The following is a 13,475-nucleotide window of genomic DNA, read 5'->3' on the forward strand; positions in this document are numbered from 1 at the left end:
AGCCTTAGGCGGCGAGGGCCAGTTCGAAGGCGGCCTTGTCGCTGCTTTCAGGGCGCTCAAACACCTTGCAGAAGACCTTGACCACGCGATCGCCTGAGTCGATCTGCTCGAGGGGGTCCTTGCGCAGGCGGTGGCGCAGGCAGCAAGCAGCCACGCGGGCAACGTCGTCTTCGGTGACTTCCGTGCGCCCTTCGAAGGCGGCCAGGGCCCGGGCGGCCCGGTTGGTGACGATGTCGCCGCGCAGGCCATCCACATCCAACTCACCGCAGATGGCGGAGATGCGAATGCGCAGGTCGTCGTCGATTTGAACGTGGGGGAGACGGTTCTGCGCCTCAACAACACGGGCCTGGAGGCCGTCCTGTGTTCCCTGAACGGCGTTGTTGAAGCCGTCGGGGTCGTTGTCAAAGGCGGTGCGTTGGTCCACCACCTGCACCCGCAGTTCGGGGTCGCGCACGGTGCGCACCTCGACGCTCATGCCGAAGCGGTCCAGCAGCTGGGGACGCAGTTCACCCTCTTCCGGGTTGCCGGAGCCAATCAGGACGAAGCGGGCAGGGTGGCGAACGCTCACGCCCTCGCGCTCAACGGTGTTCCAACCGGAGGCGGCGGAGTCGAGCAGCACGTCCACCAGGTGGTCGTCCAGCAGGTTGACCTCATCGACGTAGAGCAGGCCGCGGTTGGCTTTCGCCAGCAGGCCGGGCTCAAAGGCGCGAACACCTTCGCTGAGGGCCTTTTCAATGTCGATGGTGCCGCAGAGGCGGTCTTCGGTGGCCCCCAGGGGGAGGTCCACCATGGGCACCTGGCGCTTCTCGGTGGGAAGTTGCTCACCCTGTTCGGCCCGCTGACGCACCTCGCTGCTCTGCAGGTCAGGGTCGCTGGAGGAGCTGTTGTAGGGGTCGCCGGCGACGACGTCGATCTCCGGCAGCAGATCAGCCAGGGCGCGGATGGTGGTGCTCTTACCGGTGCCGCGGTCTCCCATGATCATCACGCCGCCAATGCGGGGGTCGATCACGTTCAACAGCAGGGCCAGCTTCATCTCCTCCTGACCCACGATGGCGGTGAAGGGAAAGACCCTGCGCTTGCGGGCTTGCGTCACGGCTGGAGGCTGTCTGGCGGTGCTGGCGATTGTTTCACAGGCAGCAGGCTGAGCACCTGCGGCGGGGTGGCATCGGCGGGGTAGATCAGGCGCACGCGAAGCTCCCGCGTCTCCCCTGGAGTCAGGCTGATGCGGCCCAGTTCAGGACCTTGCTGGCCCGCCCGCTGGACCAGATGGAAGCTCTGGCGGCTGGGTTGACCGTCGAGCCCGTTGAGTTCCACCGTCCCGCGAAACATCACGGAGCGCGATGGACTGCTGTTGAACTGCAGTCCGCCGACGGCCTGATCGGTCTTGAGCGGTGACTCCAGGGCAACGGCCAGCGCTGCGGGGCTCTTGGAGCGATTGCAGAGCGGAATCCGAATGTCGTAGGCGACCCCGTAGTTGCCGTGGGCGGCCCAGGCCGTGCCCGGATAGTGCGCCTTGAGCTCGGCGGTCTGCACCTGGCCGGTTCCGAGGCGACCACGCTCCAGCGAGGCAATCGGCCAGGAGATGGGGGCCGAGGCGGTGGAGAGGCAGCTCTTGCCCGGATCGCTCACGGTGGCGCTCCAGGTACTCCCGATTTGCACGCCGCTGACGCGGGAATAGACCATGCGCCCCCGGGCGCCCCGTGGGGTGGGTTTGTGCTCCTTGGGGCTCAGCACGCCCGAGCTCAGAATTTGTGCGAGTGCCTGCTGGGTTGGCGGCTGGTTTCCGTTCCCGAAGGCCGCCAGGGTGGCGACGCTGATCGCACCGCTGGCCTGGAGCCGCAGTTGCAGATTGCGGCCATTCAGCAGTGGATCGAGTCCCTGCACCGGAATCGGCAGCAGCAGCAGGGTGGTGGGGGACCCCGGGCGCAATGTCCAGCGTTTCGGCAGGTTGGGGTTGCGTTGGCGCAGCAGCAGTTCCGTGGCCACCCGGCTTCCAGGGCCTGCGTAGGTGGAGCCGTCCTGGCGCATCCGCTCCGGCAGGGGCAGGAAGGGCGCCTGGGGTTCGCGTCCGTCCGTGGATTGGGAGAGGGCGGTGGAGCCACTCAAGAGCGAAAGCTCAACCGGTTGCTCGCCTCTGGGTTGGGCCACCACCGCCAGCCAGATGGTCGAGTCCGGTTGCTCTGGGGTGCCCGCATAGACGTGGTGGCTGAAGAGGTCGAAGCGACCGTTCAACGGCAGATCCAGGTGGGCGTCGCTGTGCCTCGGGTCGTCGAAGGTTGAGAGCAGGATCCCTGGCCCACTGATCAACTCGGGATTGTTGTCATTGAGCATCAACACCGCATCGAGGCTCCCCGGTAGAGGGCGGACCTGTTGCGGGCGAAGGATGGGAGCCGCTTGGGGGCTTGCCGCCAGGAGGACAGGAAGCATCGAAGGAGTCCTCAGGCGGTGGGTTTCTTGGGCTTGGCAGGCGCAGGCGCTGCTTTGCGCACCAGGTTTTTGGAGATCTCCCCCGCCATGGCCCGGATCAAGTTGGTGGAGCGCGGGTCGTTGAACGGCCCCTTGACCATGAAGGCGGCCACGGCCCGTTTGCCGTCGGGCAATTCGATCAGGCCCGCATCGGCGTAGGCAATGCCGATGTCACCGGTCTTGTTGTAGACGGTCACCCCGTGGGCCATCAGCTCGCTGTCGGGGGTCGCCGAATCTCCCCCAAGGCCCATCAACATCCCAAGGGGCAAGAGGGTGTTGGTGCGGGAGCGGCCCATGACCTCACGGAAGAGATCGCGGGCCCGCGGGCTGAGTTTTTCGCCCGTATCCACCAGGGCGATGGAGCGGGCGAGGTCGTAGGCGCTGGTGGTGTTGGTGCCGTCGAGGTCCGGCAGCCAGTTGTTGACGACGGTGCTGCTGAGCCCCAGGGCCTGGAAGCGGGCGTTGATGACGGCTTTACCGCCCACGCGTTTGATCAAGAGGTTGGTGGCCGTGTTGTCGCTGACACGGATCATTTCGTTGGCCGCTTCCCAGAAGGGAAAGGTCGTGCCGACGGGCTTGTTCGCCATCCAGCCCGCGCCGCCACCGACCACCTCTTTGGTCATCGGTAGCCGTTCGTCCCAGCGCAGTTTCCCGGCATCAAGATCCTCAAGAGCCACCAGTAGGATTGGGGTCTTGATGGAGCTGGCGGCGGGCAGGGGCCGTTGGGGGGCGAGCTCGGCAAAGCGGCCGTCATCGAGCACCAGCAGATAGCCGCTGACGGTCAGGTCCTTGTATTGCGAGGCGAGTTGGGCCCAGCGCTTGCTCAGGCCGGTCAGCTCGAGCCTTGGCTCAAAGCGGCCGAGATCCAGGCCGCGCGGAAGCGGCCGTCCTGGGGGTGCGAGCAGCGATTGGGGCTTGGCGACTTGGGCCGCCCCTTGCCCCAGTTTTGGAGCCAGCAGTTTTAGGCCGGTTCCGGCAATCACCCCCAGCCCCAGCCCCATCACCAGGAGACGGAGGACCAAGCGCAGCGGTGCTCCCCAGCTGGAGCGGTTTGAACGTTGTGACCGACCTGCGCCCACGGAAGCGATCGAAGCTTGGGCTCAGACGTTAGGGGCAGTCTCGCTGTGATGCCCAGCGCAATTGACGCACCATTCCCCGCAGCAGGGCGACTTCCTCGTCGCGGATCTCAGCCCGTTGCAGCAGGGCACGCAGCTTGGCCATGCGCGCCTGGGCGGTATGGGGATAAAGGAAGCCCACCTCCAGCAGCAGGTCTTCCGCATCGCTGAGTGCGGCCTCTAGTTGCTCCCGCTGGCAGGGCTCCGGCTGGGGGGCGGTGGGTGCGGGGCAGCGCCGCAGTTCGTGCAGGCAGACCGCAACGGCATGGGAGAGGTTCATCGAGGCGTAGGCCTCGCTGGTCTCCAGGCGCAGGATTCGCCCAGCCTGCAGCAGTTCTGCATTGCTCAGGCCGCGGTCTTCTCGGCCAAAGACCAGAGCCGCTGGGGCGGAGGAGGCATCCGTCTCTGAGGCCTGCAGCCAGGAGAGGGCTTCTGCGGGACCGTTCAGGGGCAAGGCCTCCTCCTCGATGCGGCCGCTGGTGGCCACCACGCGGCGGCAATCGGCAAGGGCGGCCTCAAGGGTGGGGAAGAGTTGGGCCTGCTCCAGCAGTGCCTCGCCATGCACGGCCATCAGACGGGCCTCATCGCCCAGGTGATCGCAGCGGGGGGCGACCAGGCGCAGTTCATTCACCGAGAAATTGGCGCAGAGGCGCGCGACGCTGCCGACATTCAGGGGGCCCGCCGGCTCCACCAGCACCACCGCCAGGCTCACGAGAGGCTGTGGAGGTAGGCCAGCAGATCCGCCATGGCTTGGGGTTCCGGTTGGAAGCGCGGCATGGGCGGCGTTCGTCCGCTGACCACCTGCTGAATCAACTGGCGATTGTTCTTGCGGTTATCCACCTTGTGGAGGTTGGGCCCCACCAAGCCCTGGGCGGCAATGCCATGGCAGCCAGCGCAGTTCAGCAAAAACAGCTGCTCGCCCTGTTCGGCGGAGCCGCTGAGCTGCAGGGTGGTTCGGGTGTAGGGATCGCTGCGGGCAGCCGGGATCACGACCACCAACATCACGATCGTCACGCAGATCGCCGTCAACAGAACCAGCGCCGAGATCAGGCCCCGCTGGGGTTGCTGCGCGGGGGTGGGGGTCTCTGCAGTCACGGTTGATGGAGATCGGTCACGAACCCAGCCATGGGCGTGGGAGAATTGTGCAACCAAAGCTGGTTGCTCCGTCCATGATCGAACCCCTGCTCTGCGGCATCGTGCTCGGTCTGATTCCCGTGACCTTGCTGGGTCTGTTCGTGGCCGCCTGGAACCAATACCGCCGCGGCAGCGCCCTGGGCGGCTGATCTCAAGAGCGAGCGAGCACCAGAAGGCCGCAGCTGCCGTAGTGCTTTTGCTTCTCGACCACCCAACCCGCCGGGATCTCCGGCGGGTTTTTTGTTGCGTGCTCCAGCAGCACAAGGGCCTGTGGATGGAGCCAATCTCCGGCGGCCAGGCCCTCAAGCAACGCGCCATAGAGGCCAGCGGCATAGGGCGGATCGGCATAGACCAGATCAAAGCTCTCCCCTTGGGCTGATCCCAGCCAACGGATCGCCTCCTGTTGGATCACCTGGACCGAAGGTCTCGGTTGCAGGCTGGAGGCCACCAGCTCCAGGTTGCTCCGGGCCGTGGCGCCGACGCGACGGTCCTGTTCCACCGCTACCACCTTGGCAGCACCGCGCAACAGCGCTTCGCAGCCCATCACTCCGCTCCCGCAGAAGAGATCAAGCCAGTGGGCTCCAGGGAGCTCGGCCGCCAGCATGTTCATGACGGCTAGGCGCACCCGAGAGGCCGTGGGGCGAGCGATGTCTCCAGGGGGACTCAGCAGTTTGCGTCCGCCACTGAGTCGCAGGCTCATGCCTGTTCCTCGACCCAGTGCAGCCAGCGGCGAAGCAGCTGCTCACCCGCTTCTGAGGATTTTTCAGGGTGGAACTGGCAGGCTGCGACGCTGCCTTGCCAGACGGCTGCGGTGACGTCCTGGCCGGCAAAGGACACCGAGGCGGTGATGCAGCTCGGATCCTTGGGCTGGGCTGCAAAGGAGTGGACGAAATAGACCCAGCTGTCTGGCGCTCCCTCGGGCAGTAGCGGGGAGGGCGTTCCGGGAATCAGGGCTTCCCAGCCCATGTGGGGGATGGGATGACCCGGAACCTTTGGCAGCGCTGCGATGTGACCTGCGAGCAGTCCAAGGCCGGAGGCTGAACCCTCATCACTGCTCTCAAAGAGCAGTTGCAAGCCCAGGCAGATCCCCAGGAGGGGGCGCCCTGCATTGCACCAGGCCTTGATCGCGGGCACGAGCCCGGAGGCATGGAGACGCTCCATGGCCGGGTCGAAGGCCCCCACCCCGGGCAGGACCAGGGCCTGGCAGTCCTCCAGAGCTTCGGCCTGCTGCAGGATCCGCACTTCACAGCTCAGGCGCTCTAGAGCCCGCTGCACGGAATGCAGGTTGCCCATCCCGTAGTCGATCAGGCCGATGCGCGTCATGGGGTGGGCGGGAGCGAGCAGAGACGTTGTCCAGGTTGCTCGATCGAGGGGGGGAGCTCGAGCGGCAGGCCATTGAGCACATCGATCAGTTGGTAGAGCAGCCCGACCTTGCGGCGATCGAGCTGGAAACGCAGGCAGGGCCGAAGGATGCCGTTGGGGTCGCAGCTCTCCCCTTGGCTGATGTTCCCCTCATCCACGAGGAGATCAAAGCGTTGGTTGAGCTCGGCCACCGTGGCGGCAGGCAGAGGGCAATGCAGCAGAAGCTCCGTCTGCTCCCCCGCGAGTTGAGCGCCGTGGAACACCCGGTAGAAGCGGCTGATCTGCTCCAGGGCCTCGGCGGCACTGCGGGCCTGTTTAAACAGGGAGGTGTCCTCGCTAGAGATCAAGGCCCTGTCCTGCAGGGTGCCGTCAATGGTCTTGAGCCAATCGCTCCAGAAGCTGTCGTCCTCTGGAGCCAGGAGGACCAGGGGGATCGGCGGGGTCCGTCCGGTCTGAATCAGGGTCAGCGATTCGAACAGCTCATCAAAGGTCCCGAAACCGCCTGGCATGACCACCAGGGCGTCGCTTTCGCGCAGGAAGAAGAGCTTGCGGGTGAAGAAGTAGCGGAAGTGGAGCAGGCGCCCGTCGCAGGCATTGACGTAGCGATTGGCGTGCTGCTCAAACGGCAGGTCCACATTCAGGCCAATGCTGCTCTCGCAGCCCGCGCCGCGGTTCGCCGCCTCCATGACGCCGCCGCCGGCTCCCGTCATCACTTCAAAGCCGCGCCGGGCTGCTTCGCGGGCGAGCTCCTCGGCCAGCGCATAGGCCGGCTCCGCCGACTGGGTTCGGGCGGACCCAAACACGGTCACCTTGCGGGTCTGGCGATGGGGGGCAAAGACGTTGAAGCCATCGCGGATGTCCGCCAGGGCACCGGTGATCAGTCGCCACTCATCGGCATCACGGCTATTGCGTGCGATCTCCAGCAGCTGAACCACACTGCGCTCGATGGAGCGGCGTTGGGGATGGCCCTCCAGGGCATCGGCCAACGCGTCCAGGGGGCTTCGCTCGATCGCCATCGTTTGGGATCAGGACAGAAAAGCCCGGCCAAAGGCCGGGCTTGAGGGGAGGTCTTGGGCGGTGCCGCTGACGCTCAGAGGTACTTGGAGATGGTGCCGGAGAGGGTGGTCTTGGGCACAGCACCGACAACGGTGTCGACCTTTTGGCCGTCCTTGAAGATCATCAAGGTGGGGATGCTGCGGATCCCGTACTGGCTGGCGACGTTGGGGTTCTCGTCGGTGTTGAGTTTGAAGACCTTGATCTTGCCTTCGAACTCCTTCGAGATTTCATCGACGATCGGAGCGACCATGCGGCAGGGGCCGCACCAAGGCGCCCAGAAATCCACAAGAACGGGTACATCGCTCTTGAGCACGTCTTGCTCGAAGGAAGCGTCGGTGACGGCTGCGGCGCTGGACATCCGGTCAGGATCAGTGTTTTCGGAATGTAGCAACGAGTTTTCGGCTTCGGCTGAGGCCTGGAGGAACTCGTAACTGGGTGGAGTGGAGCCGGCGGCGATGCCGCCAGTCCCGGCCAAAGAATGAAAGCTCGGACGCGCCGAGCCGGGGGGTGTGAGGAGTGTGAGGGCTTTTGGCCCCACACACTCCGGAGGCTAACGCGGTCGCTTACTTACCCATGCCCAATTGCTGGGCCTTCTGATAAACCTTGCCTTCGGTCAGCAGGGAGGGGGCGACAACCACCTCCACCTGCTGCATCTCCTTGAGGGTGCGTGCCCCCAGGGTGCCCATCGAGGTCTTGATGCAGCCCAGCAGGTTTTGGGTGCCGTCGTCGAGGGAGGCCGGGCCGCGCAGGATTTTCTCGAGGCTGCCGGTGGTTCCCACCTTGATGCGGGTGCCGCGGGGAAGAACGGGACTGGGTGTGGCCATCCCCCAGTGGAAGCCACGACCGGGGGCTTCGGCGGAGCGGGCGATCGGTGAACCGATCATTACGGCATCGGCGCCGCAGGCGATGCACTTGCAAATGTCACCGCCGGTGACGATCCCTCCATCGGCAACGATCGGCACGTAACGGCCGCTCTCCTTCATGTAGTCGTCGCGGGCTGCAGCGCAGTCGGCGACTGAGGTGGCTTGGGGAATGCCGATGCCGAGGACGCCGCGGGAGGTGCAAGCGGCTCCAGGGCCGATGCCGACCATCACGCCAGCGGCGCCGGCGCGCATCAGTTTGAGGGCCACGTCATAGGTGACGCAGTTGCCGATGATCACGGGAACCCCGAAGTCGCGGCAGAGGGCCTCGAGGTCCAGGCTCTCTTGGCCCTCCGGTCCGATGTGTTCCGTGCTGACCACCGTGGCCTGCACAAAGAACAGATCAGCACCGGCCTCGGCGATGGCCTTGCCGAATTTCAGGGCGGCCACGGGCGTGCCACTGACGGCGGCGATCCCGCCGCGCTCTTTGATTTCAGCGATCCGCTTGCGGATCAGGTCTTCCCGCACGGGCTGGCTGTAGAGCTCCTGCATCAGGGGCACGAACTCTTCCTTGCCCACCGAGGCGATCCGATCGAGCGCAGGGTTGGGATCGTCGTAGCGGCACTGAACCCCTTCAAGGTTCAGAACGCCCAGGGCGCCCTGCTTGGCCAGCTCGACGCACATCCCCACATCAACCACGCCGTCCATGGCGCTGGCGATGATCGGAATCTCGCGGGTGATGCCCCCCAGGGTCCAGCTGCTGTCGGTGACGGCCGGATCAACCGTGCGACCGCCTGGCACCAAGGCGATTTCATCGATGCCGTAGGCGCGGCGCACAGTACGGGAACGGCCGAGCTGAATGTCCACCTGAGACCTTTTGAAGCAATCAAGCCAAGCTATCAACCGGCCTGACTGCTTCTGGCCCTCAACCGTCTGCTAGCGCTGACCCCGGAAGCTGCTCCAGCGCTGCTTCAGGCCGTCGATCACCTGATGGCGATCGTCGCTCTTGACCAGGCGCGTCAGGCTGAATCTCACGACGCTGATCACACCCACCAGCTCCAGCAATCCAGGCAGCAGGGGCACGCTTTCCACCACGCCCAGCAGGGCGCCATAGATCCGCAGAACGAGCAGAAGGCCGATCAGGCCGGCAACCAGGGTGATGGGGGTGCGAGCGGTTTGCCACTGCTGCTGCAGTTGGCCGCTGGCAATCCACTGCTTGACCTTCTCAACCAGTAACTCCCATTCGCCGCCCTCGCCTTCGTTCGCGGTGGCCACCGCCGCTGGGCTGGCCGGCACATCGGTTGTGCTGGCGACCTGGGGGGTCCAGGCATTCACCGGTTCAGCGGCAGCAACGGGCTCCGGCTCCGGCGCTGGAGTCGGTTCGGGCTCCGGTGCGACCTCGACTGTGGGCTCCGCCGCGGTCTCTGCTGCCGTCTCGATCAGCTCGGTTTCGACTGTTTCAGTCGTTGCGACGGTTTCAGTGGCTTGGACCTCGAGAGCCTCAACTTCGGGCTGTTGCTCGGCGTCCGGCTGGGGGGCAGGAGCATCAGCCATGGCTTGGGGTTCGGGATCAACGGTCCGGGAGCTTACGGCTGTTTTCGATCGTTGTCGGTTCGGTTGGTGTTAGTTCAGCGCCCGCACAGTCCGATCGCTGGGCAGTGGAGCGAGGGGCAGGCGCAGGGGGAAGGCACCGCGTTGCAGCATCTCTGCCAGTTGCGCTTCGGCTTCCGCCGCCAGCCGGGGGCTGTGGGCTGGTGCGGCCGTGAGCTGCCGATCACCGAGCCGAATGGCACCGCTGAAGAGCTCGCTGTAGCGGGCGCTTGCCGGAGAGGGGCGCACCCGCCTGGGGATGCCGTAGTCCAAGACCGGCGCTGACAGCTCTTCGGCTGTTGCCGTCAGTTGCTCCGCAGTGCTGAGGCTCAACAGCGGGATGGGGGCGGCGATGGCCACGAGCAGGCCGCTGCTGCCGTCGGCAAGTCGGGTGGCCCTGATGGCCGATGGCTTCAGTCCATGCAGGTCCACCTCCAGGGCACAGCAGGCCCCGGGCCCGAGCGCAAACCCGTCGCTGCTTCGTTTCGTCTTGGGGTTGTGGCCGCTTCCAGGCCCGCTGACCCAGCCGATGGCGCCCCCCACGAGGACGGGGGATCCCGCTCCAAGGCCCGTCAAGCCAGGCATGCTCAGACCAATGCTTCCAGGCCCGCGGCAGCTGTAGAGCGCGCTGGTCCATGGGCCGAGCACGGGCCCCCAGGGGGTTGGGGTGAGGCCTTCTCGACTGCTGACTGCCACCACACCGTTTTCGCTGATGCCGCGGTGCAGCAGCAGGCGGCCACAGGGGATGTCCTCCAGGCCGAGTTCGGTCTCCAGCTCAACCTTCGGCTGCTGCTGACTGGGCGTCCCGCCAATGGAGAGGGGCAGACGTTGCCCCGCAAGCAGTGCGCTGAGCAGGGCCGCGCCCCCGGTCCCCATCGGAATCACGAGATCGGTGTTGCCGTGACCGCCTTGACCTTCAGCAGGTCCAAAACGGAACTGACGAATCCGGATTGGTGGATCGCTTGGCCCCAGGTGCAGGACCAGCGTGGCCTGCTGCATCAGCTCGGCGTCGCTGGCGACAACGACGTGGGTCTCCAGGTAGGCCTGCTCCAGTCCCCGCGCCTGGGCCAGCTCACGAAATTGCGTAGCGCTGCGGACCTGGAGTTCCCCGTCCCGTTGCAGTTGCAGCAGTTCTGACTCGCTCCGAGTGGGGGTTGACCCAGGGGAGGCAGACACAGGCGCAAGTACCGATAAAATGCGTTCTAATCAAAGCTGTCACGAATGGCGGATCCAACCGAACCCCGTGAGATGCCCGCGGGGGACGGAGAAGGACCAGGCGGATCCGACGGCCGAATTATTCAGGCTGACCTTCGCAACGAGATGTCGCGCTCCTATCTGGAGTACGCGATGAGCGTCATCGTGGGACGGGCCCTGCCCGATGCCCGCGACGGTCTCAAACCTGTGCATCGCCGCATCCTGTATGCGATGTACGAGCTGGGCCTGACGAGCGATCGGCCCTACAGAAAGTGCGCCCGTGTTGTGGGTGAGGTGCTGGGTAAGTACCACCCCCACGGCGATACGGCTGTCTATGACGCGCTGGTGCGCATGGCGCAGGACTTCTCCATGCGCATGCCGCTGATCGACGGTCACGGCAACTTCGGTTCGGTGGATAACGATCCGCCGGCCGCCATGCGATACACCGAATCGCGGCTCCGGGCTCTCACCACCGACAGCCTTCTCGAGGACATCGAGAGCGAAACCGTCGATTTCATCGACAACTTTGACGGTTCGCAGCAAGAGCCAACGGTGATGCCTGCGCGCATCCCCCAGCTCTTGCTGAACGGATCGACAGGAATTGCGGTGGGCATGGCCACCAACATTCCTCCCCACAACCTCACCGAGCTGATTGATGGCCTGCTGGCCCTCATCGCCAACCCTGAACTCACCGATCGCGAGTTAACGGGTTACGTCTCGGGACCCGACTTCCCCACGGGTGGCCAAATCCTTGGCCGCCGCGGCATCCGTGAGATGTACGAAACGGGCCGCGGCTCCGTCACGATGCGTGGCGTCGCTGCGATTGAGACGGTTGAGGCCAAGGGGCGCCCCGATCGCGATGCGGTGATCATTACCGAGCTGCCTTACCAAACCAACAAAGCGGCGCTGATTGAGCGCATTGCTGAGTTGGTCAATGACAAAAAACTCGAAGGCATCGCGGATATCCGCGATGAATCCGACCGCGACGGGATGCGCATCGTCATTGAGCTGCGTCGGGATGCCTACCCCCAGGTGGTGCTGAACAACCTGTTCAAGCTCACCCCGCTGCAGAGCAACTTCAGTGCCTACATGTTGGCGCTGGTCAATGGCGAGCCCGTGCTGCTCACCCTGCGCAAGATGTTGCAGGTCTTCCTCGACTTCCGGGTCGAGACGATTGAGCGCCGGACGCGATACCTCCTGCGCAAGGCCGAAGAGCGCGACCACATTCTGCTGGGCCTGCTGATTGCGCTCGACAATCTCGACGCCATCATTGCCCTGATTCGCGGTGCTGCAGATACCGCCAGCGCCCGATTGGAGCTGGTTGAGCAATTTGGACTGAGTGAAGTTCAGGCGGACGCGATCCTGCAGATGCAGCTTCGCCGCCTCACCGCCCTTGAGGCCGACAAGATTCGCCTCGAGCACGAAGATCTGCTCGCCAAGATCACGGACTACAAGGACATCCTGGCCCGCAAGGAGCGGGTCTATGGCCTGATCACCGACGAGCTGGGCGTCATCCGCTCCCGCTACGACTCCCCGCGCCGCACTGAGATTCTCGATGTCGAAGGCGGTCTCGAAGACATCGACCTGATCGCCAACGAGCGCTCCGTCGTGCTGCTGACCGAGAACGGCTACCTCAAGCGGATGCCGGTCAGTGAGTTCGAGGCCACCAGCCGCGGCACCCGCGGTAAGGCCGGCACCAAAACCCAAGGGGAAGAGGCGGTCCGTCTGTTCATCAGCTGCAACGACCACGACTCGCTGCTGCTGTTCTCCGACCGTGGCGTCGTCTACACCGTGCCCGCCTACCGGGTGCCGATGTGCAGTCGTGCGGCCAAGGGCACGCCCATCGTCCAGCTGTTACCGATCCCGCGGGAGGAGCAGATCACCTCACTGCTGGCGGTGAGTGAGTTCACTGAGGACGCCGTTCTGGTGATGCTCACCAGCGGTGGCTACGTCAAGCGCACCCGTCTCTCGGCCTTCGCCAATATCCGCTCCAATGGCTTGATTGCCATCTCCTTGGAAGAGGGCGACGCCCTGACCTGGGTCCGTCTTGCCCAGCCGGGTGACAGCGTTCTGATCGGCTCGCGCAATGGCATGACCATCCACTTCCGCCTCAGCGATGAGGAGCTGAGGCCTTTGGGCCGTACCGCCCGGGGCGTGCGGGCGATGAACCTGCGGCCTGGGGACCAGCTGGTGAGCATGGACGTGCTCCCGGTGGAACTCGCGGACCGGGTCGAGGGCAGCAGTGCTGCGAGCGACGAGGACGACACGGAGGAGGTGGCGCCCAGCGAGGGGCCGTGGGTTTTGGTGGCCTCGGCCAGCGGCCTGGGTAAGCGGGTTCCTGTGGATCAGTTCCGCCTCCAGAAGCGCGCCGGCATGGGCCTGCGGGCGATGAAGTTCCGCCGGGACGGCGATGTGCTCGTGGGCCTGCGGGTGCTTGGTTCTGGTGAGGAGTTGCTGCTGGTTAGCGAGCGCGGTGTGATCGTGCGCATGCAAGCCGACGCGGTGCCCCAGCAGTCCCGTGCCGCCACGGGCGTGAAGCTGCAACGCCTCGATAGTGGGGATCGCCTCTCCGAAGTGGTGCTGGTTCCGCCAGCTCTGGAGGAGGACGAGGAGTCGGGCGAGGACGCCAGCGGCGAGGCTGTTAGCGCGGATGTCTGATCACCGGGGCGATCGTTCGATCGCCCACCGGGTGAATGGC

The 13,475-nt window shown here is 65.3% G+C and carries 14 protein-coding genes; 2 read left to right on the forward strand and 12 right to left on the reverse strand.

The features are described from left to right. Positions 1-4: 4 nt before the first annotated feature. The 5 genes from bchI to ACXIQ9_RS11230 form a co-directional block, all read right to left on the reverse strand. Positions 5-1,093 (reverse strand): magnesium chelatase ATPase subunit I, encoded by a 1,089-nt coding sequence (gene bchI / locus ACXIQ9_RS11210; RefSeq protein WP_010317938.1) that lies wholly within the window; start codon positions 1,091-1,093, stop codon positions 5-7. Then, positions 1,090-2,427: a DUF3370 domain-containing protein gene (locus ACXIQ9_RS11215; RefSeq protein WP_459016692.1), complete on the reverse strand. Its 1,338-nt coding sequence runs from the start codon at positions 2,425-2,427 to the stop codon at positions 1,090-1,092. Before ACXIQ9_RS11215 ends, bchI begins: the two co-directional genes overlap by 4 nt. A gap of 11 nt (positions 2,428-2,438) precedes the next feature. Continuing rightward, complete coding sequence (locus ACXIQ9_RS11220) at positions 2,439-3,488, reverse strand: serine hydrolase (protein WP_459016693.1); 1,050 nt, start codon at positions 3,486-3,488, stop codon at positions 2,439-2,441. Between the two features lie 85 nt (positions 3,489-3,573). Continuing rightward, on the reverse strand, positions 3,574-4,293 hold the full coding sequence (locus ACXIQ9_RS11225) for an RNA methyltransferase (protein WP_459016694.1): 720 nt from the start codon (positions 4,291-4,293) through the stop codon (positions 3,574-3,576). Next, on the reverse strand, positions 4,290-4,676 hold the full coding sequence (locus tag ACXIQ9_RS11230; RefSeq protein WP_247479176.1) for a c-type cytochrome: 387 nt from the start codon (positions 4,674-4,676) through the stop codon (positions 4,290-4,292). Before ACXIQ9_RS11230 ends, ACXIQ9_RS11225 begins: the two co-directional genes overlap by 4 nt. Positions 4,677-4,750: 74 nt before the next feature. Between ACXIQ9_RS11230 and petG the strand changes: the two genes are divergently transcribed. Further along, a complete protein-coding gene (petG, locus tag ACXIQ9_RS11235) occupies positions 4,751-4,864 on the forward strand; it encodes a cytochrome b6-f complex subunit V (protein WP_006041770.1) in 114 nt (37 codons plus the stop codon). Between the two features lie 2 nt (positions 4,865-4,866). Here petG and rsmD read toward each other — a convergent pair whose 3' ends face one another. The 7 genes from rsmD to ACXIQ9_RS11270 all read right to left on the reverse strand — a co-directional run bounded on the left by rsmD (position 4,867) and on the right by ACXIQ9_RS11270 (position 10,759). Continuing rightward, positions 4,867-5,415: a 16S rRNA (guanine(966)-N(2))-methyltransferase RsmD gene (rsmD, locus tag ACXIQ9_RS11240; RefSeq protein ID WP_459016695.1), complete on the reverse strand. Its 549-nt coding sequence runs from the start codon at positions 5,413-5,415 to the stop codon at positions 4,867-4,869. Continuing rightward, on the reverse strand, positions 5,412-6,038 hold the full coding sequence (gene hisH, locus ACXIQ9_RS11245) for an imidazole glycerol phosphate synthase subunit HisH (RefSeq protein WP_459016696.1): 627 nt from the start codon (positions 6,036-6,038) through the stop codon (positions 5,412-5,414). Before hisH ends, rsmD begins: the two co-directional genes overlap by 4 nt. After that, positions 6,035-7,093, reverse strand: a complete 1,059-nt coding sequence (locus ACXIQ9_RS11250) for an LOG family protein (RefSeq protein ID WP_296418127.1) — start codon at positions 7,091-7,093, stop codon at positions 6,035-6,037. The genes hisH and ACXIQ9_RS11250 overlap by 4 nt, the downstream gene beginning before the upstream one ends. A gap of 74 nt (positions 7,094-7,167) precedes the next feature. Continuing rightward, positions 7,168-7,491, reverse strand: coding sequence for a thioredoxin (gene trxA, locus ACXIQ9_RS11255; RefSeq protein WP_010317921.1), 324 nt, complete (start codon positions 7,489-7,491; stop codon positions 7,168-7,170). 205 nt (positions 7,492-7,696) lie between these two features. Then, the gene (locus tag ACXIQ9_RS11260) at positions 7,697-8,860 is read right to left on the reverse strand and encodes a GuaB3 family IMP dehydrogenase-related protein (protein ID WP_010317920.1); all 1,164 of its coding nucleotides are present in this window, start codon (positions 8,858-8,860) and stop codon (positions 7,697-7,699) included. Between the two features lie 69 nt (positions 8,861-8,929). Next, positions 8,930-9,547 (reverse strand): CAAD domain-containing protein, encoded by a 618-nt coding sequence (locus tag ACXIQ9_RS11265; RefSeq protein ID WP_459016697.1) that lies wholly within the window; start codon positions 9,545-9,547, stop codon positions 8,930-8,932. A gap of 69 nt (positions 9,548-9,616) precedes the next feature. After that, on the reverse strand, positions 9,617-10,759 hold the full coding sequence (locus ACXIQ9_RS11270) for a homocysteine biosynthesis protein (protein WP_459016698.1): 1,143 nt from the start codon (positions 10,757-10,759) through the stop codon (positions 9,617-9,619). A gap of 45 nt (positions 10,760-10,804) precedes the next feature. Between ACXIQ9_RS11270 and gyrA the strand changes: the two genes are divergently transcribed. After that, positions 10,805-13,435 (forward strand): DNA gyrase subunit A, encoded by a 2,631-nt coding sequence (gene gyrA, locus ACXIQ9_RS11275; RefSeq protein WP_459016699.1) that lies wholly within the window; start codon positions 10,805-10,807, stop codon positions 13,433-13,435. Positions 13,436-13,475: the final 40 nt, after the last annotated feature.

The organism is Synechococcus sp. LTW-G, from assembly GCF_054459035.1.